Origin of the sequence: Streptomyces sp. NPDC048696 (assembly GCF_043198895.1) — a bacterium.
Classification (GTDB): domain Bacteria; phylum Actinomycetota; class Actinomycetes; order Streptomycetales; family Streptomycetaceae; genus Streptomyces.
Window position 1 is genome coordinate 24317 of sequence record NZ_JBICVJ010000020.1, and the last position, 24637, is coordinate 48953.

Here is a 24637-nt window from a genome sequence, read left to right on the forward strand (position 1 = left end):
ATGTATATGTGTACGCGTCTGTCCATGCGTCTGTCAGGGGGCCGCCATGTCCGTCCACGCCGCTGCCGTTCCCGCGCTCGCCGCGCGTGCCGCGTCCGTCGGGTCCTCGCCCGTACGCGAGATCCTGGCGCTCACCGCGCGGCCCGAGGTCATCTCGTTCGCGGGCGGGCTGCCGGCGCCCGAGCTGTTCGACGAGGAGGGGATCGCGGAGGCGTTCGCGGCGGTGCTCGCGGAGCGGCCCGGGGCGGCGCTCCAGTACTCCACCACCGAGGGGGACCCGGAGCTGCGGGCCGCGACGGCCGCGCGGTTGGCGAAGCGGGGGCTGCCGACGGAGGCGGGTGATCTGCTGATCACCACCGGGTCGCAGCAGGGTCTGACCCTGCTCGCGGCGGCGCTGGTCGAACCGGGGGACGTGGTGCTGGTCGAAGACCCCTGCTACTTGGCCGCGTTGCAGGTGTTCGGGTTCGCGGGCGCGCGGGTCGTGGCGGTGCCGTCGGACGCGGACGGCCTCGATCCGGTGGCCCTCGAATCCCTGGTGGTCAGCGAGCGGCCGAAGCTGCTCTACTGCGTGCCGACCTTCCAGAACCCGACCGGCCGCACGATGACGGCCGAGCGGCGTCGGGCCGTCGCGGACGTGGCGGCGCGGCGGGGGCTGTGGGTGGTCGAGGACGATCCTTACGGGGAGCTGCGGTACGAGGGGGATTCGGTGCCGTGGATCTCCTCGTACCCGGACGCGTCCGACCGGACGGTGTTGCTGGGCAGCTATTCGAAGATCATGGCGCCGGGGTTGCGGGTGGGGTGGGTGCGGGGGCCTTCGGCTTTGCTGCGGGCGTGTGTGGTGGCGAAGCAGGCGGCGGATCTGCATACGTCGACGGTCGTGCAGATGGCCGCCGCCCGGTATCTCGTGGACCGGGACTTGGATGCGCACGTGGCGCGTGTGCGGTCGGCGTACGGCGCGCGCCGGGATGCGATGCTCGCGGGGCTTTCGGCTGCCCTCCCGCCGGGGTCTTCGTGGAACCGTCCGTCGGGCGGGATGTTCTTGTGGGCGCGGTTGCCGTCGGGGTGCGATGCGACGGAGTTGCTGCGGCGGGCGGTCGCGCATGACGTGGCGTACGTGCCCGGGGCGCCGTTCTTCGCGGGTCCGCCGGACCGGGCGGCGCTGAGGCTGTGCTTCGTCACGTCGGGGGTGGAGGAGATAGGGGAGGGCCTGCGCCGCCTGGGCCAAGCGTTGTCCCCCACCCCGCCCCTTCCCTAAACCCTCCGGGGGTGGGTGGGGGTGGGGGCGGTCTCCCGGGGGCTCCGCCCCCCGGCCCCCGGGGCGGGGCTGCGCCCCTGCACCCCCTCGGGGGCTCCCCCCCCGGCCCCCCGGCGGGGGCTGCGCCCCCTGCACCCCGCTGGGGCTGTGCCCCGGGCCCCGGCTGGGTGGGACGTGGGGCTGCGGCCCCGGGCCCCGGTGGGGTGGGTGGGACGTGGGGCTGCGCCCCAGTACCCCCGCTTTTCGTCTGCGGACCGTGGTGGGTTGCTCGCGCAGTTCCCCGCGCCCCTACGGGAGGGCCCTTCGGGCCCATCTAAGGGGCGCGGGGAACTGCGCGACCAGCCCCCACCGGCCCGCAGACGGAGAACCCGGCCGCTCGCCCAGAGCTTTCGGGGAGGGGCGGGGTGGGGGAACTACCAGGACTCGATCGGGGACACGCTCGTCTGCCAGTACGTGGCCATCGCCTGGGCGTCGACCACGCCCACCGGCTTCGACAGCGACGCGTACGCGGAACGACCCGTCGACTCCATCCCCACCGACCCCCGGAAGTACACGACGACCTGGCTGGTCATGTACGGGTCGGTCCCGTCAGGCTCCCCCTGCGTCCGCACCATCGCGTACGCCGACTCCCCCGGCGCCAGCGTCACCACCGCCTGCGGAATGGTGTCCTTGTCGACCGGCACCGGCGACTGCGCGTTGGAGAACTTCACGGCCGGGGCGTCGTACGCGTAACACGTCGTCTTCCCGGTGTTGGTCGCCGTCAGCAGGACGTGGTTGATCGGGCGCGCCACCGGCGTCGCGGTCAGCTTGATGTTGCTGCCGGTGCAGGTGACCGCCTTCCCCGAGCCCGAACCCGACCCGGAGCTGGGCTTCTTGGACGGGTGCTTGTCCGTCGAGTGCGCGGGCTTCGCGCCGGTGGTGCCGCCCGAACCGTCCGAACCCCTCGCCGTCCCGACCGAGGCGCCTCCGGTCGCGGCGGGCGCCGGCGCCGACGCCGAAACGGACGGCGACGCCGCCGCCTTGTCCGACGACTTCGAACCGGAGTCGCTGCCGCAGGCGCTGAGGGACAGTGCGGCCACGAGCGCGGTGGTCGCGGCGGCGGTGATGCGGAGGTTGGTGCGCATGGTGGATCGAGCTCCCCGTTGGTCGGAATTGGTCGGTGCGTCAGGCGTGAAGACTGAGGATCAGCGCGATGAACGTGGCCACCGAAGCGGCCAGCATCGCGGCGGCCATCGAGTCCGCCAGGTTGACCCGTATGCGGAATCGCATTGCGTGCTCCCCCGTGCTGCCGGACTGGCTGGTTGCTGCACCTACCTTGCGGACCGGTCGGCGGCGATCGCAATCAGCAGGGGACAATGGGGGAAGCTGGAACGCCGGAACACCCATTGACCTGGGGAAACACCCTTCCCCTGGAACGCGGTTCCGGGACGCACAGGGGAGGGGAACGGCTCGTGGCCACGGCAGAGTCCGAGGATTTCGCTGCACTTCTCAGGGAGTTGAAGGACCGTTCGGGCCAGAGTTACGGAGTCCTCGCGGGCAAACTCCATGTGAGTACGTCGACGCTCCACCGGTACTGCAACGGCGACGCCGTGCCGCACGAATACGCCCCCGTCGACCGCCTGGCCCGGCTCTGCCGCGCCACCCGGGACGAGTCGGTCGAGCTCCACCGCCGCTGGATCCTGGCCGACGACGCCCGCAGGCGTGCCCGAGCGGGCAGCCCGGCGGCGGCGAGTTCGGCGGCGGCGAGTTCGGCGGTGGCGAGTCCGGCGGCCGCACCGGGTGCGTCCGAACCGTCCGCATCCGCCTCACGCGAACCGTCCGCATCGGCCGAGCCCACCGCGCCCGCAACCGCCGCCCCCGAACTGCCCGTTCCCGACGCGCCCTCCGACGACACCCGCCCCGCCGCCGAGGCACCCACCGAGGACCCGGGCCCCGGCCCCCACGTCGTCTCCACCCGGCCCGCCCCACGCCCCCCGCGCCGGTTCGGCAAGCGCACCCGGCTCGCTCTCGTCGCCGCCGGTGTCGTCATCGGGCTCGGGGTGCCCGCGGTCGCCGTCGCGAGTCTCAGTGGTGGGGACGGGGACGACACCGGCGCCAAGAGTTCGGCCGTCGCCGATGCCAAGGAAGCCCGGACCGGTCCGTCGAGGGTCGCCACCGCCAAGTCCGGCTCGCCGAGCCCGAAAGCCTCGGTGAGCCCGTCCGGCAGCGGCAGCCCGTCCGCCGCCGTCCCCTCCGCGCCCGTCACCCGCAAGCCCGCCCCGCCCGCCGAGGCCCCGCTCGGTGTCGGCGTCAGCTCGTACCAGTGGGACGGGCCGTGCGGGAAGTTCTATCTGCTCGACCAGAAGCCGAACGCGGTGCCGAAGCCGCCCAACCCGCTGGAGAGCCGCCCGTGGGCCGGGATGCTGGGCGGGGTCGACGGCGGGCATCTGACGCTTCAGCTCACCGCGACCGGCAAGACCCACGACTCGGTCGTCATCAACGCCGTGCACGTGAAGATCGTGACGCGAGACGCGCCGCTCGACTGGACCGCGTACTCGATGGGTTCGGGGTGCGGGGGCAGCGTCACCCCGGGCTTCTTCGACGTGAACCTGGACGCGGCGCAGCCGCGCACCAAGCCGGTCGGCGGCATGCAGGGCGACGAGAAGGTGCCCGCCACGGACTTCCCGTACAAGGTGTCCACGACGGATCCGCAGGTGCTCAACCTCGATGTGCACACCGACGCGCACGAGGTGACCTGGTACCTGGAGGTGGACTGGAGCAGCGGCGACCGCTCCGGGAAGATCCCGGTCTACGACGACAACGGCAAGCCGTTCCACAGCAGCGCCGTCAAGGGCCGTCCGGCGTACGAGTACCGGCTGGACACCAATGTGTGGGAGCGGCTCACCACCTGAGCCACGTGAGTCATGTGAGTCACGTGAGGCACGTGAGCCGCCCCCCGCACGGGGTGGATCAGAGGCGCTCGGGCGTCCGGATGCCCAGCAGGGCCATGCCCTGGTGCAGCGTCCGGGCGGTCAGGTCGCAGAGGAAGAGGCGGTTCTCCACCAGCTCCGCCGACTCGGCCTTCAGGACCGGGCACTGGTCGTAGAACGTCGTGTACAGCGACGCCAGCTGGTACAGGTACGCGGCCAGCTTGTGCGGCGCGTAGTCCGCCGTCGCCTCCTCAAGCAGCTCCCCGAACGCGTCCAGGTGCAGGCCGAGCGCCCGCTCCGCCGGGGCGAGTCCGAGCTCCGGGTGGGCGGCGGGCTTCGCCTCGCCCGCCTTGCGCAGGATCGACTTGATACGGGCGTAGGCGTACTGGAGGTAGACGGACGTGTCGCCGTTCAGCGAGACCATCTGGTCCAGGTCGAACTTGTAGTCGCGGTTGGCCGAGGTCGACAGGTCCGCGTACTTCACGGCGCCGATCCCGACGTACCGGCCGTTCTCGACGATCTCCTCCTCGGTCAGGCCCACCTTCTCGGCCTTCTCGCGCACGACCGCCGTGGCCCGCTCGACGGCCTCGTCGAGCAGGTCCTCCAGCTTCACCGTCTCGCCCTCACGGGTCTTGAACGGCTTGCCGTCCGCGCCGAGGACCGTGCCGTAGCCCATGTTGTGGGCGGTGACGTCGTCGGTCAGCCAGCCCGCGCGCCGGGCCGCCTCGAAGACCATCTTGAAGTGCAGCGACTGGCGCACGTCCACGACGTAGATCAGCGACGTGGCGTCGAGCTCGGAGACGCGGTTGCGGATCGCGGTCAGGTCGGAGGCCGCGTAGCCGAAGCCGCCGTCGGCCTTCTGCACGATCAGCGGCACCGGCTGGTCGTCCTTGCCCCGGATGTCGTCGAAGAACACCACGAGCGCGCCTTCGGAGCGCACCGCGACGCCCATCTCCTCCAGGAGCCGGGCGGTCTCGGGCATGCCCTCGTTGTACGCGGACTCACCGACGATCTCGTCGTCGCGGATCTCCATGTCCAGCTTCTCGAAGACCGAGTAGAAGTAGACCTTCGACTCGTCCACGAACTGCTGCCACAGCTTCAGGGTCTCCTCGTCGCCGGACTGGAGGGCGACGACCCGCTTGCGGGCCCGCTCCTTGAACGCCTCGTCCGCGTCGAAGACCGCCCGGGACGCCTTGTAGACCCGGTTCAGGTTGCTCATCGCCTGCTCGCCGTCGACCTCGGACGCCGGGGCCAGCTCGCCCGGGTTCTCGATCAGGTACTGGATGAGCATGCCGAACTGGGTGCCCCAGTCGCCGATGTGGTGGCGGCCGATCGTCTTCTCGCCGGTGAAGTCGAGCATGCCGCGCAGCGCGTCGCCGATGACCGCCGAGCGCAGGTGGCCGACGTGCATCTCCTTCGCCACGTTCGGCTGGGCGTAGTCGACGACCGTGACGCCCGGGTTCTCCTTGAGCGGCACGCCGAGCCGGTCGTCGGCGGCGCGCGCGGCCAGCGTCCGGGTGATGGCCGCGTCGGTGAGCGTGATGTTGAGGAAGCCGGGGCCGGAGACCTCGACGTCCTTCAGCACGTCACCGGCGTCCAGCGTGTCGGTGACCTTGGCCGCCAGCTCGCGCGGGTTGCCCTTGAGCTTCTTCGCGAGCGCCAGGATGCCGTTGGCCTGGAAGTCGGCCCGGTCGCTTCGTCGCAGCAGCGGGTCGGTGGAGCCGGCCTCCGGCAGGGCTGCCGAGAGGGCGTCCGCCAGGCGCTGCTGGACAGTGGAAGCGAGGGAAGGGACCGATGCCATGGGTGCCGTTTCCTGTCGGTTGGCCGCACGCGCGCGTGGCGCGTGCCGGATATGTACAGGCCGATTCTCCCATGGTGGCCACTCCCGTTTCTCCGGTAATTCACGCAACCCCGGAGGTGCTGCTTCCGTCTGGGACAATGGGCACGCCAGCCTCAACATTGCGTACGAGAAAGAAGGACGTGCCGACCGTGGCTCAGAGCAGCACCGAGACCGACTGGGTCTCCCGTTTCGCGGACGAGGTCATCGCCGACTCGGAGCGTCGTGCGCCTGGCAAACCGGTCGTCGTCGCGTCCGGACTGTCCCCCTCCGGCCCCATTCACCTGGGCAATCTCCGTGAGGTCATGACCCCGCACCTGGTCGCCGACGAGATCCGGCGGCGCGGCTACGAGGTCCGCCACCTGATCTCCTGGGACGACTACGACCGCTACCGCAAGGTGCCGAACGGCGTCCCCGGCGTCGACGAGTCGTGGGCCGAGCACATCGGCCGCCCGCTGACCTCCGTCCCGGCCCCGGCCGGCTCGGCGTACCCGAACTGGGCGGAGCACTTCAAGGCCGCGATGACCGAGGCCCTGGCCGAGCTCGGTGTCGAGTACGACGGGATCAGCCAGACCGAGCAGTACACCTCGGGCGTCTACCGCGAGCAGGTCCTGCACGCGATGAAGCACCGCGGCGACATCGACGCGATCCTGGAGCAGTACCGCACCAAGAAGGCCCCCGCCAAGAAGCAGCAGGGCCAGAAGCCGGTCGACGAGGCCGAGCTGGAGGCCGCCGAGGGCTCCGGCGCGGCGGCCGAGGACGACGGCACGGGCTCCGCGGGCTACTTCCCGTACAAGCCGTACTGCGGCGGCTGCGGCAAGGACCTGACCACGGTCACGTCGTACGACGACGACAGCACCGAGCTCGCCTACACCTGCTCGGCCTGCGGCTTCGCGGAGACCGTGAAGCTGAGCGAGTTCAACCGGGGCAAGCTGGTCTGGAAGGTCGACTGGCCGATGCGCTGGGCGTACGAGGGTGTGATCTTCGAGCCCTCGGGCGTCGACCACTCCTCGCCCGGCTCGTCGTTCCAGGTCGGCGGCCAGATCGTGTCGATCTTCGGCGGTGAGCAGCCGATCGGTCCGATGTACGCGTTCGTCGGCATCAGCGGCATGGCCAAGATGTCGTCCTCCAAGGGCGGCGTGCCGACCCCGGGCGACGCGCTGAAGATCATGGAGCCGCAGCTGCTGCGCTGGCTGTACGCGCGGCGCCGTCCCAACCAGTCGTTCAAGATCGCCTTCGACCAGGAGATCCAGCGGCTGTACGACGAGTGGGACAAGCTGGAGGCGAAGGTCGCCGACGGCTCGGTGCTGCCGGCCGACGCGGCCGCGTACTCCCGCGCGGTGCGCACCGCCGCGGGCGAGCTGCCGCGCACCACGCGCGCGATGCCGTACCGCACGCTCGCCTCGGTCGTCGACATCACCGCCGGCCACGACGAGCAGACCATCCGGATCCTGAGCGACCTGGACCCGGCGAACCCGCTGTCCTCGCTGGACGAGGTGCGTCCGCGCCTCGACAAGGCGGAGGCGTGGATCAACACGCAGGTCCCGGCGGACCAGCGGACCGTGGTGCGCGAGGAGCCCGACACCGAGCTCCTGGCCTCGCTGGACGACCAGGCCCGCGAGTCGCTGCGGCTGCTCGTGGACGGCCTCGACGACCACTGGTCGCTCGACGGTCTGACCCACCTGGTCTACGGCGTGCCGAAGGTCCAGGCCGGGTTCTCGGCGGACGCCACGCCGAAGGAGCTGCCGCCGGAGATCAAGACGGCGCAGCGGACGTTCTTCGCGCTGCTGTACCACTTGCTGGTCGGCCGCGACACGGGTCCGCGCCTGCCCACCCTGCTGCTCGCCGTGGGCGCGGACCGGGTCCGCAAGCTGCTGGCGTCGTAGCTCGCCTGCGGGCGCGTGGGGACTGCTCGCGCAGTTCCCCGCGCCCCTTGCTTCCGCGTGCGGTTTCTTCGTCTGCGGGCCGTCGTGGACTGCTCGCGCAGTTCCCCGCGCCCCTAAAGGCGGGCCGTCTTTTCGGGTGCGGGCCGTCGTGGGCTGGTCGCGCAGTTCCCCGCGCCCCTAAGAGGGCCCTCCGGGCCCATCTCGTTGCTCGCGTGGTTGCCCGCGCGCCTAGGAGGGCCCGAAGGGCCCATCTAAGGGGCGCGGGGAACTGCGCGAGCAACCCAGCACGGTCCGCAGCTGAATCACCGCCCCCGCGGAGCGCCTACGCGATGTGGTCCGCCTCAAGCTCCGCGTGGTAGCGCGCCTTGAATTCCGGCATCAGGCGCCGCAGGAGCGCCGCGCCGCGCGGGTGCGTCGCGCCGTGGCCGTCCGCGAGGTGTATCTCCAGGGCCTCGACGGTCGGATAGTCGCTGCGCTCGTTCACGAACTCGACGAAGACCTTGTACGCCATGTCGGCGAACACCACGTCCTCCGGCGCGACCTCGTCGACGTGCCCCTGCGGCTCGGGCGCGTTGCCCAGCGGACGCGTACGCCCCGGACCCGCCGGCACCATCACCGGAGTCGGCTCCAGACCCTCGACGTACTGCGGGTCGTACGTGCCCTCGTACGCCTCCTGGGACAGCTGCTGAGCCGCGAACCAGGGGCTCTCGGCCGGAACGACCTCCTCCGGGACCGGCTGCTCCTGCACGGGCACGGGCGCGGGCACGGGCGCGGCCACAGGCTCCGGCGAGGGAGCCGCCGCGAGTTCCACCGGCTGCGGGGTCGCGCTGACCACGGGCTTCACGGGCGGAGCGGTCGGCAGCAGGGTGGGTTCGATGCCCGCGGCGGCGAGTCCGGCAGGTCCCGTCTCGGCCAGCGGGACGCCGAACCGGGCCAGACGCAGCGGCATCAGCGACTCGACGGGCGCCTTGCGGCGCCAGGCGCGGCCGTAGCGGGCCTGGAGGCGGGCGCGGTAGACGAGGCGGTCCTGTTCGAGCTTGATGACCTGCTCGTAGGAGCGCAGTTCCCACAGCTTCATGCGGCGCCAGAGCCGGAAGGTGGGCACGGGGGAGAGCAGCCAGCGGGTGAGGCGCACGCCCTCCATGTGCTTGTCGGCGGTGATGTCGGCGATCCGGCCGACCGCGTGGCGGGCGGCCTCGACCGCGACGACGAACAGCACGGGGATCACCGCGTGCATGCCGACGCCCAGCGGGTCCGGCCAGGCGGCGGCGCCGTTGAAGGCGATCGTCGCGGCCGTCAGCAGCCACGCCGTCTGGCGCAGCAGCGGGAAGGGTATGCGGATCCAGGTCAGCAGCAGGTCGAGCGCGAGGAGCACGCAGATGCCCGCGTCGATGCCTATCGGGAAGACGAGGGAGAAGTTCCCGAAACCTTTCTTCTCGGCGAGCGCCCGCACCGCCGCGTAAGAACCCGCGAACCCGATCCCGGCAATGACCACCGCACCCGCGACCACCACCCCGATGAGTATGCGATGCGTGCGCGTCAGCTGCGTCGCGGCCACCCGCGATCCCCCTCCGTTGTCTACAACCGGCGCGCAAAGCCTGGCACATGGACACGGAGTCCCGCCCACAGGGGAGGGCAGGACTCCGTATCGAGCCCGGCTCGTTACCGGCCGGGCCTACTGCTTGGCGGTGCCGTTGGCGGCGGCGACCGAGGCGACGGCCTCCTTGGCCGCGCTCTGCGCGTCCTTCATCAGGTCACCGGCGTCCGGGGCGTCCGCGCCCTGGTAGCCCGCGCCGTTGTAGTCGAGCACGACGACGACGTTCGCGCTGCGGACCACGATCACCGCGTTCTTGAAGTCCTCGTCGGTCTTCTTCAGGTCGTAGGCCACGGCCGTCGCCTCGTCGCCGATGCCGCTGACCGGCGTCGCCTTCACGTCCTTGGCGCCGTCCGTCGCCTTCGTCGCGGTCAGCAGCCGGGCGTACTCCTTGGCGGCGCGCTGGTCGCCGCTGCCGACGGCCGCGTCCGAGCCGTACCGCTTGAGCGAGACGTCCAGCCAGCGGTACTGCGAGCCCTTGACGCCCTTGTCGTCCAGGCCGTTCCAGGAGCAGGTGCCCTGCGACGACACGTCCGCGGACTTGCCCGCCGTGCCCGACTTCGACTTCGCCTTCGGCACCAGGTTGTCGATCGTCTTCTCCGAGAGCGCCTTGCACGGGTCCGGGAGCTTCGTGTACTTGGCGGGCGCGACGGCCGGGGCCGAGGACTGCTTGCCGCTGGGCGTGGCGGCCGACGACGAGGAGGTGCCGTCCTTCTTCTTGTCGCCGCCGCCCGAGTCCGACGAGCAGCCGGCGGCGACGAGCATGACGGGGACGGCCGCGCAGGCGAGCACACGGGCGAGCCGCGTGCGCGGGGTGGTGGCCGGGGCGGTTCGGTGCATGGTTCTACGCGTTCCTTCGCTGATCACTGATCGCTCGAATGGTCATGTCGGCTCGTGCCCGCCTACTCGCCGAAGAGCTCGGCGAGCTTGGCGGCCAGGGCCCGGGACTTCTCCTGGAGCTCCTGACTGTCGGGGGCGAGGGCGTTCGGGGAGGTGGGCTGTTCCGTGTACTCGACGGTCACGATCACGTTGGAGGTGCGGAAGACGACGGTGACGGTACGCCGCTGCACGGCCGAGCCGCTGGTCACCAGGACGTCGTTCAGGAAGGCGGCGTCGCCGAGCCCGCTGAGCACGCGCGGCTGAAGCCCCTCGGGGGGACCTGCGGGGCCGCCGGACGCGGGCGGGGAGACCGGCGAGGAGGCGGAGCCGGCCGGGGAGGCGGCCTCGTTCAGGGCGTTCAGGCCGGAGGGCTTCGCGGACGGGGTCGGGGAGGCGCCCGGACCGGTGGTGCCCTTGCCGGCGCCGGTGCGGGCGCCCGCCTTGCCGCCGTCCTGCGCGGCGGGCAGCTTCGCGGCCGTCGCCTTCTTCCCGTACACCGCCTTCGCCTGGTCGTCGTCGCTGACGGCCGGGTCGTAGGAGACGACCCGCTCGAAGTCGACGTACAGCCGCCGCACGCCGTCCGGCGCCTCGTCCTTCCACCGGCAGCCGACGCGCCGGTCGGTGTCGTACGTGAGCTCGGCGACTCCCTCGTACGCCTTGGCCTTCTGGTCGTCCGGGAGCTCGGCGGCACCCGGCAGCATGTCCTTGAGGACGCCCTTGTTCACGGCCCGGCACGGCTCGGGCAGCGTCCGGTACCGGCCGGGCTGCGCGGCGGCGGCCCTGGGCACGCCCGCCTTGGAGTCGCCGCTCGGCCCGTCGCCGCCGGAGCCCGAGGAGCAGCCCGCGGTGAGCGCCACAAGAAGCGCCACACCGGTCACGTACGCCTTTCGCTGCACGGTTGCCAGGCTCCTTCCGGGAGAAAAACGGTTGCCGCCCGGGGGCGGCCGCTGGACACAATGTCTATCGCACGCGCTGCCGTGAATGCCGGTCCACTGTCCTGTTTGTGGTCTTTGGTGACGGTTATTGCGCTTCGGGCGCATGCTGGCGCCATAGAGACTTTTCGCTGGAATCAGGTCCACGGGGGAACGAGGAATTATGTCGTACGTAGAGGTGCCGGGCGCAAAGGTCCCGATCAGGATGTGGGCGGACCCCGCGACGGTCGAGGACGTGGCGATGCAGCAGCTGCGCAATGTCGCCACGCTGCCGTGGATCAAGGGCCTGGCCGTGATGCCGGACGTCCACTACGGCAAGGGCGCCACCGTGGGCTCGGTCATCGCGATGCACGGCGCGGTCTGCCCGGCGGCGGTCGGCGTCGACATCGGCTGCGGAATGTCGGCGGTGAAGACCTCCCTGACGGCGAACGACCTCCCGGGCGACCTGTCCCGGCTGCGCTCCAAGATCGAGGAAGCCATCCCGGTCGGCCGGGGGATGCACGACGACGCGGTGGACCCGACCGGCTACCACGGCTTCGCCACGGCGGGCTGGGACGACTTCTGGGGGCGGTTCGACGGGATCGCGGACGCGGTCAAGTTCCGTCAGGACCGGGCCGTGAAACAGATGGGAACGCTCGGATCCGGAAACCACTTCATCGAGTTCTGTCTCGACGAGTCGGGTTCGGTCTGGCTGATGCTGCACTCCGGGTCCCGGAACATCGGCAAGGAGCTCGCCGACTTCCACATCGGCGAGGCGCAGAAGCTGCCGCACAACCAGGGCCTGGTCGACCGCGACCTCGCCGTCTTCATCGCGGACACCCCGCAGATGGCGGCGTACCGCAACGACCTCTTCTGGGCGCAGGAGTACGCGAAGTACAACCGCTCGATCATGATGGCGCTCTTCCAGGACGTGGTCCGCAAGGAGTTCAAGAAGGCGAAGGTGACCTTCGAGCCGGTGATCAGCTGCCACCACAACTACGTGGCGGAGGAGCGGTACGACGGCATGGACCTGCTGGTCACGCGCAAGGGCGCGATCCGGGCCGGCTCCGGCGACTACGGGATCATCCCGGGCTCGATGGGTACCGGCTCGTACATCGTCAAGGGCCTCGGCAACACGGCGTCCTTCAACTCGGCCTCGCACGGCGCGGGCCGGAAGATGAGCCGGAACAAGGCGAAGCGGACGTTCTCGACGCGGGACCTGGAGGAGCAGACGCGGGGCGTGGAGTGCCGCAAGGACTCCGGCGTCGTGGACGAGATCCCGGGCGCGTACAAGCCGATCGAGAAGGTGATCGAGCAGCAGCGGGACCTGGTGGAGGTCGTCGCCAAGCTGAAGCAGGTCGTGTGCGTGAAGGGCTGAGCGGGCGCGGACGTTGTTTGGTCCGTGAACGGCTGAGCGGGCGCGCGCGTTGTCCGTAACGGTCGCGGGGGCTCAGGTCTTTCGTGAACGGCTCAGTGGGCCGTCGGGCGGGTGCCCGGCGGCCCACTCGCGCGTACGGGCCGCTCAGAGCTCGCGGTGGACCTTGGTGTTGGACGCCTGGGCGCGGGGGCGGACGATCAGGAGGTCGATGTTGACGTGCGGCGGGCGGGTGACCGCCCAGGTGATCGTCTCGGCCACGTCGTCGGCGGTCAGCGGCTCGGCCACGCCCGCGTAGACCTTGGCCGCCTTCTCGGTGTCGCCGCCGAAGCGGGTCGTGGCGAACTCCTCCGTCTTGACCATGCCGGGCGCGATCTCGATCACCCGGACCGGGCGGCCGACGATCTCCAGGCGCAGGGTCTCGGCGATGACCCGGGCGCCGTTCTTCGCGGCGACATAGCCCGCGCCGCCCTCGTACGTGCCGTGGCCCGCCGTCGAGGAGAGGACGACGACCGTGCCGTCGCCGGACGCGTCCAGGGCGGGCAGCAGGGCCTGGGTGAGGTTGAGGGTGCCGATGACGTTCGTCTCGTACATCTGGCGCCAGTCGGCCGGGTCGCCGGTGGCGACCGGGTCGGCGCCGAGCGCGCCGCCCGCGTTGTTGACGAGGACCGCGATCGTGCGGAACGCGGTGGCGAAGGTGTCGACGGCCGCGCGGTCGGTGACGTCCAGCGGGTACGCGGTGGCCTGGTGGCCCGCCTCGTTGATCTCGGCGGCCAGCGCCTCGATGCGGTCCTTGCGGCGCGCGGTGAGCACCACGCGGTAACCGGCGGCGGCGAGCTGCCGTGCGGTGGCGGCACCGATGCCGCTGCTCGCTCCGGTGACGACGGCGATGGGGGTCCCGGTGGCGGTCATGGCGTACTCCTCGCGCGGATGATCGTATTGCGGCCAGGATAGGCGGCCGCGGGGAGCGGGCGCCGGGCGCCCGTCCGGCCCGGCGTCCGCGCGATGCGTACGCTCAGCGGCCGCGCGGCGCGAACATGATGACCGCGACCCCGGCCAGGCAGATCAGCGCGCCGGTGACGTCCCAGCGGTCCGGGCGGTAGCCGTCCGCCACCATGCCCCACGCCAGCGACCCGGCGACGAACACCCCGCCGTACGCGGCCAGGATCCGGCCGAACTCGGAGTCCGGCTGGAGGGTCGCGACGAACCCGTACACGCCGAGCGCGATGACCCCCGCCCCGATCCAGATCCAGCCCCGGTGCTCCCTGACGCCCTGCCAGACGAGCCAGGCGCCGCCGATCTCGAAGACGGCGGCGAGCAGGAAAAGAAGGATGGAGCGGGCTACGAGCATGGGGTCAGGGTGGCATGCGGACGCCGTTGCACGTGACGTCGTACGTGTCGGGGTGGCACACCGGGAATATAAGCCGCTAAAGGTATCTTTCGGGCATGGTTGGGATGCGCTGGGGGTTCAGCAGGTCCAGAGGACTGTCGGTGGGGGCCGTTGTCGCACTCGCGGCGGTGTGGGGGCCGTCGGCGGGGGCGGCTCATGGGGTGGGCGATCCGGTGCGGCCGGTGGGGCGTGCGGTGACCGGTCGGGTGCCGGCCGCCGACTCCACCGGGCCGGGGTCCGCACCCGCCACCGGGCCGGGGTCCGTGCCCGCCGCCGTCGAGCCGGGGCCCGTACCGCCCGCTGTCGGGCCGGGGCCCGTACTGCCCGCTGTCGAGGCCGATCTCGCGTACCACGGGCACGTATCGCTCTGGAACGGACGCGTCGGCGTGTGGGTCGAGCCGTCCAACCACGGACCCGGCGCGGTCCCGGACGCCACCGTGCGGCTGCGGTTCTCCGTGCCGCTCGAAGGTGTCGAGGAGCTGCCGCCGGGGTGCCTGCGCGGGAGCCCGGAGACTGTGTTCTGCTCGACGGGGCCGATGCGGGCCGCCGGGGCGGGGCGCCCGTTCGCGCTCGACCTGCGGGTGGCGGGCGGCCCGGCCGAGGTGGTCGTGAACATCAGCACCTCGTGGAGCGGCGGCGCACGGGACCGCAACCCGAGCAACAACACGCACCGGGTGCTGGCCCCGGCGACCGGGGACAAGTACGCGTACTGACGGGGCGTAGGGACGGTCGGGGTCAGCCCTTGCGCCGTACGATTTCTGCATGCCGCAGAAGAACCGCGAGAACGAGAAGGCCGCCGCCGGGCCCGGCCGCGCCCGGCTCATGGGCGAGCTCGGCGTGGCGTCGCGCCGCTACATGGCCTCGTACGCCCTGTTCAACCAGGCGCTCGCCGACCATCTGCGGCTGCACCCCACCGACCTCCAGTGCCTCAACCTCCTCGGCCTGGAGCCCGGCCCCGTCACCATTGGGCGGATCGCCGAGCTGACCGGGCTCACCACCGGCTCGGCGACGCGGCTCGTCGACCGGCTGGAGAAGGCGGGTTACGTCACGCGCCGGCGCGACACCGAGGACCGCCGCAAGGTGCTCGTCGAGTCGGTGCCCGAGCGGATGGCCGAGTTCGGGGCGGTGTGGGGGAAGCTGAACGGGGCCTGGTTCGCGATGTTCGACGCGTACGGGGACGACGAGATCGCGCTGCTCATCGCCCATATGCGGCGCACGGTGGAGCTCGCGGGCACGCAGATCGAACGGCTGCGGGACGGAAAGCTGTAAGCGGCGGCTTTGGTGCCGGGTGACGGACCCGGCAGCTGTGGTGCCGGGTGACGGGCCCAGCAGCTTCGGTGTTTGGGTGACGGACCGTCAGTGGTCCTGCGTTGTCGTCGCCCCCGCTCCGCCGAACTCCGCCATCGCCTCGTCGACGATCGCTTCGAGGCGGGAGTGGTGAGCGCCGCGCCAGTACACCCGGTCGCAGGAGGTGCAGGCGGCGAAGACGTCGTACGTGCTGCGCGTCCCGTGTTCCAGGCGCTCGCGGACGGCGTCCTTGTCGGCCGCGCGCAGCGGCGCGTTGCAGGCGGTGCAGCGGGTCCAGGGGGCGAGCGCGGGGGCGAACCGCTCCAGTACGTCCCGGAGTTGGTCCTCGGGGCGGTGGCTGTAGACGTACGCGCCCGCCCAGATCTCGCGGCGCCGCAACAGCCCGCGGTCCCGGGAGAGCAGGACGCGCCGCTCGGCCGCCGACCGCGCGGCGAGCGCCGGGTCGCCGATGTCCTCGCTCTCGTACGCGGCGTCGACGCCGAGCAGCCTCAACCGGCGTGCCAGCGTGCCGAGATGGACGTCCAGGAGGAAGCGGAGCGGGGCGCCGGGGACCTGCTGGGGGCGGGTGACCGGGCGTACGTCCACGGTCTCGTCCGCGCGCGGGATGTGCGAGACCGGCACCTCGCGACCGTCGACGAGCAGCCGTCCGACCTCGGTCAGCGGGACGCCCAGGGATTCGACGACATGGCCGAGCGTGGACGAGCCGTCGGTGACCACGGCCGTACGCCCCTCGCGGCGCTCGGCCGCGACGAAGAGGTGCAGCTCGGGGGCGAAGTGGCAGGTGATCTCCGGTCCGTTCACGCCGACAGGATGCCACCGGGCGGCGGGCTCGGGCCACGCATTTGGCTCTTCCTGCCGAGGTAGGACGCTTCGGGGCTTCGGGTCCCTCCGGTCCTCCGGTCCTCCGGTCTTCCGGCTTACGGCCGGAACGTGTCGGCGTTCTCGGCCGCCCACTCGGCGAAGGTGCGGGCCGGGTGGGCGGTCAGCTCCTCGACGCCCCGGGTGACGGTGTCCGGGCGGCCGTCGTACGAGGCGAAGTAGCCGAGCAGCGCGTCGGCGGTGGCGTCGTCCAGGTATGCGGACATCGCGGCCTTCCACGTCTCGGGGCTCACCGTTTCGACGGCGATCTCCCGGCTGGTCGCCGCGCCGAGTACCGCGATCTGCTCGGCGGCGGTGAGGGATTCGGGCCCGGTGAGGTGGTACGCGGCGCCCCGCAGCCGGGGCTCGGTGAGCACCGCGAAGGCGGCGTCGGCGACGTCGGCCTGGTGGATGGGGCTCGCGTGCGTACCCGGGTACGGCAGCTGGACCGTGCCGGTCGACCTGATCGACCAGGCCCAGCCGACCGCGTTGCCCGCGAAGGCGCCGGGCCGCAGGAGCGTGGCGTCGATGTCCGAGGCCGTCAGGGCCTGTTCCACGGCCAGGTGGCGCCGCGCGATGGGGTTGTCCTCGGCGCCCGCGTACAGGACGGAGCTGGAGGAGAGCAGCACGATGTGCTCGACCCCGGCGGCCGTGGCGTCGGCGAGGAACGCGTCGATGCGGGTGGGGTCGGCGTACAGGAACACCTGCCGCACGCCCGCGAGCGCGGCGGGGAAGGTGCCCGGCTCGTCGAGCCGCAGCCGCACGGTCTCGACGCCTTCGGGCACCTCCAGCTTCTCGGGTGCGGCGGAGGCGGCGCGTACGGGTGTCCCGGCGGCGCGCAGCCGGGAGATGAGGGCGGAGCCGATGGCGCCGCGGCTGCCGGTGACGAGGACGGGGGGAGTCATGGGGGGCCTTTCGAGGGGCGGGTATGTTGCTGCGTCTCACATAATCTGCGCGACGCAGATAAATATCCGCGAAGAAGGCCCACCGGTCAAGCGCGTTTACGGTGGGCCTTCGGGGGTGCTGGATCGTCTGCGGGCCGTGCTGGGTTGCTCGCTCCCCCAAGTTCTCGACTCCGCTCGAACAGGGGGGACCCCCACCGCGGCGGAGCCGCGAATCGACACAGCCCCGCGCCCCTTGGATGGGCCCTTCGGGCCCCCTGGGGGCGCGGGGAACTGCTACTCGACCACGCGGAAGTGGGTCATGATCCGCCCGCCCGCGTCGAGGACGTGGAACGCGATCCCGGGCGGCGACGTGCGGTTGACCAGCCCCTCGCCCGGCTCCCACGGCAGCCGCAGCGTCGACGTCACGCCCGGCGCGATCAGCAGCGGCCGCCCCGCGAACGTGGTCGCGGCCGGGGTGTGGGCGTGCCCGACGAGGACGGCCGGAACGTTGTCGCGCCCGGCGAGCACCTCCGCGAAGCGGTCCGCGTTGGTGAGGTTCGTCGAGTCCAGGTACTCGTGATGGATCACGGCCGGCGGGTGGTGGAAGGCGGGCAGCGCGGGGGTGTCGCCGAGCGAGTCGAGCGTGCGGGCCAGCCACTCCAGGGTGGCGTCCTCGAACACGCCCGGGTCCTCGCCTGGGATCGTCGAGTCGAGCATGAGGATCGCGTAATCGCCCACGCGGTGCAGGCGGTTGACGGGCGCGTACGGGTCCGGGGCCGCGCCGCCCTTCGCGCTCGGCCCGCCCGGGAGGTCGAGGAGGCCCTTGCGGTACGCGGCGCGGTCGTCGTGGTTGCCGGGGCAGGTGAGGACGGGGGCGTCGATACGGGCGAGCAGTTCGGCCGCCTCGGCGTACTCGGCCGGGGCGCCGTGGTCCGCGATGTCGCCGGTGACCAGGACGGCGTCGGGGCGGCGGGACATCGCGTTGATGAACTCGACGACGCGCGCGGCGCGTTGGGCGGCTCGCGCGCCGCCGTCGAGATGCAGATCACTGATGTGGGCCAGCAGCAAGGGATCCCCCAGGGCGACTCGTGGATGCTAATGGTTGAACGACGTTCTGCCATTAGTTCGTGCGCAGTGGACTCTAGGGGGTGCGCGGGGGCGGGTTCAAGGGCCGATCGGGGCGGAGTGGCCCGGTACCGGGGCGGTCAGATCGAGGCACCAGTCGTGCGAGGTGAGCCAATGGCCCGGCGGGTACTCGAACTTGACGTCGCCCAGGAGGTGGAAGCCGGCCTTGCGCAGGACGATGTTGGAGGCGGCGTTGTCGACGGAGGGGTAGGCGTGCAGGTGGCGGCGCCCGCCCGCGGTGCGCGCGGCGTCGGCGGCGGCGCGGATGGCGGCGACGGCGAGTCCGCGGCTCTGGAACTCGGGCAGGATCCCGTACCCCGTCTCGTACACGTCCTCGCCCTGCCAGGCGCGGGGCCAGTACCCCACGGACCCGACGGCTTCGCCGCTCTCCGCGAGCGAGACCCGGAACATCCGCCCTTCGACGGCGGGCCGTCCACTGAGCTCGACGTACTTCCACTGCCGAGCGAGCAGCGTCTCTTCGTCCTCGGGGCCGCCGACGTGGGCGGTCATTTCGGGGGAGTTGGACCGGCGGAGGAGGGGGAGGTCGTCGGGGGACCAGGGGGTGAGGTGAATGCGGGTGGCCATGGGGGGACTTTAGGTGGGGGTGTGACAACGGGGACGCGATTGTGGACGCCGGGTCTGCCCCCCCGCCCCTTCCCGAAAGCTCTGGGCGAGCGGCCGGGTGGTGGGCGGAGGCGGCCACCCGGGGGCTTCGCCCCCGCCCCCGCCCCCGTGTTCGCCTGCGGCCCGGTGGGGGTTGGTCGCGCAGTTCCCCGCGCCCCTAAAAGCGGGCCGTCGGTCGGGTGCGGGCCGTCTTGGGCTGGTCGCGCAGTTCCCCGCGCCCCTTGATGGGCCCGGAGGGCCCTCTTAGGGGCGCGGGGAACTGCGCGAGCAACCCAGCACGATCCGCACCCGAAAACGGGTTCCGGGGCGAAGCCCCGCTACCCACCCACCCGCAGGGGCACAGCCCCATGTACCCACCCACCCCGCCGGGGCCCGGGGCAGAGCCCCAGCGGGGTGCAGGGGGCGCAGCCCCCGCCGGGGGTCGGGGGGCGGAGCCCCCGAGGGGGTGCAGGGGCGCAGCCCCGCCCCGGGGGCCGGGGGTGCAGCCCCCGCGAGACCGCCCCCACCCCCACCCACCCCCGGAGGGTTATGGGAACGGGCGGGGTGGGGGATCAAGCCCGGTGGTCCCTGGCGCACCACGCCAACCCCGCCGCGTACAGCGCCAGTACTACCCCCAACAGGGGGTAGTACACGACCGGCAGAGCCGCCATCCCCAGCGCCGCCCCCAGCGGGGTGAGGGGCAGCAGAAGCCCCAGCGTGGCCAGCGCCGCCGCCGCAAGCGGCACGGGCCCGAGGCGGCCCGCGACCGCCCCCCGGCCCGTACGCAGCAGCACCATCACCAGCGCCTGCGTCAGCAGGTTCTCGGTGAACCAGCCGGTGTGGAACGACGCCTGCCCGGACGCGTCCGCCCCCGCGTGCACCGCCCACGCCAGCACCGCGAACGTCGCGAGGTCGGCCGCCGCGTTCAGCAGACCGAACCCGGTGACGAAGCGCAGCACCTCGCCCGGCGCCAGCCGCAGCGGGCGCCGCAGCGACGCGGGGTCCTGCCGGTCGTACGCGAACGCCAGCTGCGCCGCGTCGAAGCACAGGTTCTGGACCAGGACCTGCGCCGGAAGCATCGGCAGGAACGGCAGGAGCAGCCCCGCCGTCAGCATCGCGATCACGTTGCCGAAGTTCGAGGAGAGGGTGATCCGCAGATACCCCGCGATCGTGCTCCCGCTCCGGCGCCCCGCCGCGATCGCATGGTCGAGCGACGTGAGGTCCTTCGCCGCGAGCACCACGTCCGCCGCCTCCCGCGCCACATCCACCGCGTCGCGCGGGCAGATCCCGACGTCCGAGGCGCGCAGCGCGGGCAGGTCGTTGACGCCGTCGCCGAGGAACCCGGTGACATGTCCCTGCTCGCGCAGCACCCGTACGATCCGGGCCTTGTGCTCGGGCGTGCAGCGCGCGAACACGGTCGTACGAGCGGCGAGCTCGGCCAGTTCGGCGTCGGCGAGCGCGTCGATCGACTCGGCGGTGACCGGGGCGCCGGGCTCAAGGCCGAGCTCGCGGCACGCGCGCGCGGCCGTGCCCGGGTGGTCGCCGGTGAGGACCTTGACCGCGACCCCGCTGTGGGCGAGCGCGGCGAGCGCGTCGGCGGCGGTCTCGGCGGTCGCGTCGCGCAGCGCGACGAGCCCGCGGAAGGAGAGCCCGCGCTCGTCGGCCGTCGTGTACGCGCGCGTGCGGGCCGGCCGTTCGGCGAGCGCCACCGCCAGCACGCGCAGCCCGTCGGCCGCCTGCGCGGCGGCGAGCGCGCTGATACGCGCGCGCTCCCCGTCGTCGAGCGCGCACCGCTCCAGTACGTCCTCGACGGCGCCCTTGACCACCAGCGTGTGGCTGCCGAGCCGGTCCGGGGTGCGCACGACGGCGGTGGACAGGCGGCGCACCGGGTCGAAGGGGAGGGCCGCGACCGCGTCGTACTCCAGCGCGTCGAGCCCGTCCGGCAGCAGGTGCGCGGCGGCGTCGAGCAGCGCCTCGTCGAGGGCGTCCGTGCTGGGCATCTCGGCGAGCTGGAGTGTCCACAGGCTGTTGACGGCCGCCCAGTGCAGCACGTCCGCGTCCTCGGTGCCACGCGCGTCGACCGCCCGGTCCAGGACCGGACGGTCCTGGGTGAGCGTGCCCGTCTTGTCGACGCAGACGACGTCGACGGCGCCGAGGTCGTGCAGCGCGGGCAGCCGCTTGACGATCACCTCGTGCGTACGGGCCAGCGTCGCCGCACCGCGCGCGAGCGCCGTCGTCACGATCACCGGCAGCATCTCGGGCGTCAGCCCGACCGCGACGGCGACCGCGAACGGCAGCGTCTCCAGGCCGCGCCCGCGCAGCGCCGCGTTCGCCATCAGGACGAGCGGCGGAGTGAGCAGCATGAACCTGATCAGGATCCAGGAGATCCCGTACACGGAACGATCAAACGCGGTCGTACGGCGGTCGTACGGGAGGGGGAGCCTGGCGGACCGACGGTCATCGCGGGCCGTGCCCGCCCGCCGTCTGCCCCAGCGCAGCCAGGCACCCCCCGGCCGCGACCCGTACGCCGTCGCGAAGCGCGTGTCGGCGCCCGTCGCGACGACCACCCCCGTACCGCTGCCGGAGGCCACGCTGCTGCCCTGGAAGCACAGCTCGGGAAGGTCGAAGCCGGTGGGGTCGGCCGCATCCGGGGACAGCGGGTACGGGGACGGCTCGTCGGCCGGGTATTTGCGCGCCGGGGCTGACTCGCCGGTCAACGCGGCCTGATGCATCGTCAGGCCGGTCGCCCGCAGCAGCCGCAGATCCGCCGGGACCAGGTCGCCGGGGCCGAGCCGGATCACGTCACCCGGGACCACCTGGTCCACCGGGATCTCGCGCGGCGCCGGATCCGCGTCCGGACCCGAGCGGCGCACGACCGTCGCCGTGGTCGCCACCAGCTCGCGCAGCCCGGACGCCGAGCGGTCCGCCCGGTACTCCCCGGCCGCGCGCAGCGCGCAGCTGACCGCGACCAGGACGGCGATCACCGACGCCGTGCCCCAGGCCGCGACGGCGGCCGACACCAGAGCCAGACTGGCGAGCACCGCCGTGAACGGGTCGCGCAGGCTCCGTACGAAACGCAGCGGCCAGGACGGCGGGCGCCGGGTGGGCAGCACGTTCTCGCCGTGGAGCGCTAGGCGGGCGTCCGCCTCGGAGTCCAGCAGTCCGCGCGGCCCGGAGTCGAGCGCGCGCAACACCTGCAGCGGGGTCTGCCGCTCAGGCGCCCAGGTCACGGACGAGTCCCGGAGTCAGCTCGCCCGCGTCCGGGCGGGTGCCCAGGCGGGCTATCAGCCAGCCCACCATCTCCGCCACGTCCGGGTCGTCCACCAGATACACCACCCGGCGGCCCTCGCGGCGCGACCGCACCAGACCGCCCAGCTTGAGCTTCGCCAGGTGCTGGCTCACGGCGGGCAGCGCGCCGCCGACCCGCTCGGCCAGCCCCGTCACATCCGACTCGCCGTGGCTCAGCGCCCACACGATGTGCAGCCGCGCGGGCGACGCCAGCAGCCCGAAGACACCGGCCGCCTCGCCCAGCGCCTCACCGGACGGGTCGGCACAGCGGTCGGCGGACGCCGTGGTCAGGTTCTTCACCGACACCTCCTGCCCATGTCCGTACGTACGTGATGAAGTCAGGCGGCCCAGTCTAGGGGCGCCCACTGACAACACGGCCGACGTCGCCGGAACCGGCCTCGCCATCCGATGCCGAGCCGCGTCACAGCGCTACGCGTCACTCCGCCTCACAGCGCGACGAGCGTGACCTCCGTCGCCTTCACGCTCGACCAGACCGGCACGCCCTCCGCGAGGCGCAGCTCGGCGGCGGCCTCCGGGGTGATCTCGGCGACCAGGTCCGGCACCCCGGCCGAGGTGATCAGGACGCGCAGCCGGCTGCCGGACGCGGTGATCTCGCGGACCGTGCCGGGCCAGGTGTTACGGGGGCTGCCGCCGGGCCGGTCGCGGTGGACCGAGACCGACTCCGGCGAGACGATCGCCAACGCGCGCGTGCCGGACGCCAGTTGCTCGGCGGCGACGATCCGCCCGCCGCCCGCCAGCTTCAGCCCGTCCGCGCCCGCCTCGCCCGGCCAGGCGTTGCGGCCCAGCATCCGGGCCACCCACAGGGAACGCGGCTGCCGGGTCACCTCGGCGGGCGGGGCGTCCTGGAGGGCGCGGCCGCCGTCGAGCACCAGGACGCGGTCGGCCAGCGAGACCGCCTCGACCGGGTCGTGCGTGACGATCAGGCAGACCCCGCCGAAGCCGTTGAGATGGGTGCGCAGGGTGTGGCGCACGCGCGCGCGGGTCGTCTGGTCGAGCGCGGCCAGCGGCTCGTCGAGCAGCAGCAGCCGCGGCCGGGCCGCCAGCGCCCGGGCCAACGCCACCCGTTGGGCCTGGCCGCCGGAGAGCTGGCCGGGCCTGCGGTGCGCGAGCGCGCCCACGCCGAGCCGGTCCAGCCACTCCTGAGCGTCCCGCCGGGCCTCGCCGCGCGGCACACCCTGGGCGCGCGGCCCGTACGCGGTGTTGCCGAGCGCGGTCAGGTGCGGGAAGAGCGCGCCGTCCTGCGGCACCCAGGCGACCCCGCGCCGGTGCGGTGCGAGGCCGGTGACGTCCTGGTCGCCCAGTCGCAGTTCGGCACGCGCGCGCGGGGTGAGGCCGAGCAGGGCGCGCAGCAGGGTGGTCTTGCCGGCGCCGTTCTCGCCGACGACGGCGATGGTGGTGCCGGGAGCGGCGTCCAGGGTCAGCTCGGTGAACCCGGTGACGGAGGCGTGCAGGGCCCAAGTCCCGTACAGGGGAGACGATTTCGGGGATCCAGAAACTCCAGAAACTCCGGGAGCTTCGGGAACTTCGGAATCCCCGGAACCTTCCGCCGTATCCCCGCCGTTCTCCTCATACGCGTCGGAATCCGCATCCGAACGCGTACCCGCAGACGTACCCGCAGACGCAGACGTCCGATTCGCCCCGCGTACGGCACGGGCCGCGCCCCCGGTCCAGCTGCCGCGCAGGGCGATGAGGACGGCCATCGCGATGGCGAGCAGCAGCAGTGAGACGGAGGTGGCGGCCTCGGGGGAGTCCTGGAGCAGCAGATAGACCTGGAGGGGGAGGGTCTGGGTGGTGCCGGGCAGGTTGCCCGCGAAGGTGATCGTGGCGCCGAACTCGCCGAGCGCGCGCGCCCAGGTGAGCGCGGCCCCGGCGGCGAGGCCGGGCGCGACCATGGGCAGCGTGACCGTGCGGAAGACCCGGAACGGGGAGGCGCCGAGCGAGGCGGCCGTCTCCTCGTAACGCGGCCGCAGCCCGCCGAGCGCGCCCTCCAGGCTGATCACCAGGAACGGCATGGCCACGAAGGTGGCGGCGACGACCGCGCCCGAGGTGTGGAACGGCAGCGTGACGCCGAACGTGTCCTCCAGCCACGGCCCGAGCAGCCCGCGCCGCCCGAAGCCGAGCAGCAGCGCCACACCGCCGACGGTCGGCGGCAGCACCATCGGCAGCAGCACCAGCGAGCGTACGAGTGCCTTGCCGGGGAAGTCGACGCGCGCGAGCAGCCAGGCCAGTGGCACCCCGAGGAGCAGCGAGAGACCGAGTGCCCAGAACGAGACGACGAGGGAGAGCCGCAGCGCCTCGGTGACGCCGGGGCTGCTCAGATGCGTACCGAGGTCGCTCCAGGAGGTACGGGCGAGGATGCCGACGAGCGGCATCAGCAGGAACGCGACGGCGAGCAGCGCGGGCACCAGGAGCGCGAGCGGGGCGCGGGTGCCGCGCGGGCCACGGCGACCACGGGTGCCACGGGTACCGAAGCGGAAGCCGGTGCTGAAGCGTTTCATCGTGCGTTCCTGACGG

Annotated in this window: 20 protein-coding genes; 6 read left to right on the forward strand and 14 right to left on the reverse strand. The window is 72.5% G+C overall.

Going from position 1 to position 24637, the window contains the following annotated elements; all coding sequences use genetic code 11:
• Nucleotides 1-46: 46 nt before the first annotated feature.
• On the forward strand, nucleotides 47-1255 hold the full coding sequence (locus tag ACGFRG_RS31450; protein WP_361434107.1) for a PLP-dependent aminotransferase family protein: 1209 nt from the start codon (nucleotides 47-49) through the stop codon (nucleotides 1253-1255).
• Nucleotides 1256-1668: 413 nt separating this feature from the next.
• On the opposite strand, the gene ACGFRG_RS31455 is transcribed toward ACGFRG_RS31450, so the two are convergent.
• The gene (locus ACGFRG_RS31455) at nucleotides 1669-2379 is read right to left on the reverse strand and encodes a DUF4232 domain-containing protein (RefSeq protein WP_393269406.1); all 711 of its coding nucleotides are present in this window, start codon (nucleotides 2377-2379) and stop codon (nucleotides 1669-1671) included.
• Nucleotides 2380-2706: 327 nt separating this feature from the next.
• On the opposite strand from ACGFRG_RS31455, the gene ACGFRG_RS31460 reads away from it, so the two are divergent.
• A complete protein-coding gene (locus tag ACGFRG_RS31460) occupies nucleotides 2707-4146 on the forward strand; it encodes a helix-turn-helix domain-containing protein (protein ID WP_393269409.1) in 1440 nt (479 codons plus the stop codon).
• 58 nt (nucleotides 4147-4204) lie between these two features.
• Here the strand turns inward: ACGFRG_RS31460 and argS are convergent, their stop codons facing one another.
• On the reverse strand, nucleotides 4205-5965 hold the full coding sequence (gene argS / locus ACGFRG_RS31465) for an arginine--tRNA ligase (protein ID WP_361433861.1): 1761 nt from the start codon (nucleotides 5963-5965) through the stop codon (nucleotides 4205-4207).
• 179 nt (nucleotides 5966-6144) lie between these two features.
• Between argS and lysS the strand changes: the two genes are divergently transcribed.
• On the forward strand, nucleotides 6145-7887 hold the full coding sequence (gene lysS, locus ACGFRG_RS31470; protein ID WP_393269412.1) for a lysine--tRNA ligase: 1743 nt from the start codon (nucleotides 6145-6147) through the stop codon (nucleotides 7885-7887).
• 322 nt (nucleotides 7888-8209) lie between these two features.
• On the opposite strand, the gene ACGFRG_RS31475 is transcribed toward lysS, so the two are convergent.
• The 3 genes from ACGFRG_RS31475 to ACGFRG_RS31485 form a co-directional block, all read right to left on the reverse strand.
• Nucleotides 8210-9445, reverse strand: coding sequence for a DUF2637 domain-containing protein (locus ACGFRG_RS31475; RefSeq protein WP_393269414.1), 1236 nt, complete (start codon nucleotides 9443-9445; stop codon nucleotides 8210-8212).
• A 117-nt stretch (nucleotides 9446-9562) separates the two neighbouring features.
• Nucleotides 9563-10321 carry a DUF3558 family protein gene (locus ACGFRG_RS31480; RefSeq protein WP_393269416.1) on the reverse strand — a complete coding sequence of 253 codons (759 nt, stop codon included), beginning with the start codon at nucleotides 10319-10321 and terminating at the stop codon, nucleotides 9563-9565.
• A gap of 62 nt (nucleotides 10322-10383) precedes the next feature.
• On the reverse strand, nucleotides 10384-11256 hold the full coding sequence (locus ACGFRG_RS31485) for a DUF3558 domain-containing protein (RefSeq protein ID WP_393269419.1): 873 nt from the start codon (nucleotides 11254-11256) through the stop codon (nucleotides 10384-10386).
• A gap of 199 nt (nucleotides 11257-11455) precedes the next feature.
• Here ACGFRG_RS31485 and ACGFRG_RS31490 point away from each other — a divergent pair, with 199 nt between their 5' ends.
• Entirely contained in the window at nucleotides 11456-12649 is a 1194-nt protein-coding gene (locus ACGFRG_RS31490) for an RtcB family protein (RefSeq protein ID WP_393269421.1), read from the forward strand.
• Nucleotides 12650-12793: 144 nt separating this feature from the next.
• Here the strand turns inward: ACGFRG_RS31490 and ACGFRG_RS31495 are convergent, their stop codons facing one another.
• Both ACGFRG_RS31495 and ACGFRG_RS31500 read right to left on the reverse strand, forming a co-directional pair.
• Nucleotides 12794-13558: an SDR family NAD(P)-dependent oxidoreductase gene (locus ACGFRG_RS31495; RefSeq protein ID WP_393269424.1), complete on the reverse strand. Its 765-nt coding sequence runs from the start codon at nucleotides 13556-13558 to the stop codon at nucleotides 12794-12796.
• A gap of 103 nt (nucleotides 13559-13661) precedes the next feature.
• Nucleotides 13662-13997, reverse strand: coding sequence for a YnfA family protein (locus ACGFRG_RS31500; RefSeq protein WP_393269427.1), 336 nt, complete (start codon nucleotides 13995-13997; stop codon nucleotides 13662-13664).
• Between the two features lie 233 nt (nucleotides 13998-14230).
• Here ACGFRG_RS31500 and ACGFRG_RS31505 point away from each other — a divergent pair, with 233 nt between their 5' ends.
• Both ACGFRG_RS31505 and ACGFRG_RS31510 read left to right on the forward strand, forming a co-directional pair.
• A complete protein-coding gene (locus ACGFRG_RS31505; protein ID WP_393269430.1) occupies nucleotides 14231-14749 on the forward strand; it encodes a hypothetical protein in 519 nt (172 codons plus the stop codon).
• Between the two features lie 109 nt (nucleotides 14750-14858).
• Nucleotides 14859-15305: a MarR family winged helix-turn-helix transcriptional regulator gene (locus ACGFRG_RS31510; RefSeq protein WP_393269548.1), complete on the forward strand. Its 447-nt coding sequence runs from the start codon at nucleotides 14859-14861 to the stop codon at nucleotides 15303-15305.
• Nucleotides 15306-15392: 87 nt separating this feature from the next.
• Here ACGFRG_RS31510 and ACGFRG_RS31515 read toward each other — a convergent pair whose 3' ends face one another.
• From ACGFRG_RS31515 to ACGFRG_RS31545, 7 genes are all read right to left on the reverse strand, one after another.
• Nucleotides 15393-16145 carry a Mut7-C RNAse domain-containing protein gene (locus tag ACGFRG_RS31515; protein ID WP_361433879.1) on the reverse strand — a complete coding sequence of 251 codons (753 nt, stop codon included), beginning with the start codon at nucleotides 16143-16145 and terminating at the stop codon, nucleotides 15393-15395.
• Nucleotides 16146-16261: 116 nt separating this feature from the next.
• Nucleotides 16262-17107, reverse strand: coding sequence for an NAD(P)H-binding protein (locus tag ACGFRG_RS31520; RefSeq protein WP_393269433.1), 846 nt, complete (start codon nucleotides 17105-17107; stop codon nucleotides 16262-16264).
• Between the two features lie 273 nt (nucleotides 17108-17380).
• Entirely contained in the window at nucleotides 17381-18154 is a 774-nt protein-coding gene (locus ACGFRG_RS31525; RefSeq protein WP_361433883.1) for a metallophosphoesterase, read from the reverse strand.
• A gap of 96 nt (nucleotides 18155-18250) precedes the next feature.
• Nucleotides 18251-18796 (reverse strand): GNAT family N-acetyltransferase, encoded by a 546-nt coding sequence (locus ACGFRG_RS31530; protein ID WP_393269437.1) that lies wholly within the window; start codon nucleotides 18794-18796, stop codon nucleotides 18251-18253.
• A gap of 590 nt (nucleotides 18797-19386) precedes the next feature.
• Nucleotides 19387-22044, reverse strand: coding sequence for an HAD-IC family P-type ATPase (locus ACGFRG_RS31535; RefSeq protein ID WP_361433969.1), 2658 nt, complete (start codon nucleotides 22042-22044; stop codon nucleotides 19387-19389).
• The gene (locus tag ACGFRG_RS31540) at nucleotides 22028-22393 is read right to left on the reverse strand and encodes a metalloregulator ArsR/SmtB family transcription factor (protein ID WP_361433976.1); all 366 of its coding nucleotides are present in this window, start codon (nucleotides 22391-22393) and stop codon (nucleotides 22028-22030) included. Before ACGFRG_RS31540 ends, ACGFRG_RS31535 begins: the two co-directional genes overlap by 17 nt.
• Nucleotides 22394-22548: 155 nt before the next feature.
• A complete protein-coding gene (locus tag ACGFRG_RS31545; protein WP_393269439.1) occupies nucleotides 22549-24621 on the reverse strand; it encodes an ABC transporter permease in 2073 nt (690 codons plus the stop codon).
• Between the last annotated feature and the right edge of the window lie 16 nt (nucleotides 24622-24637).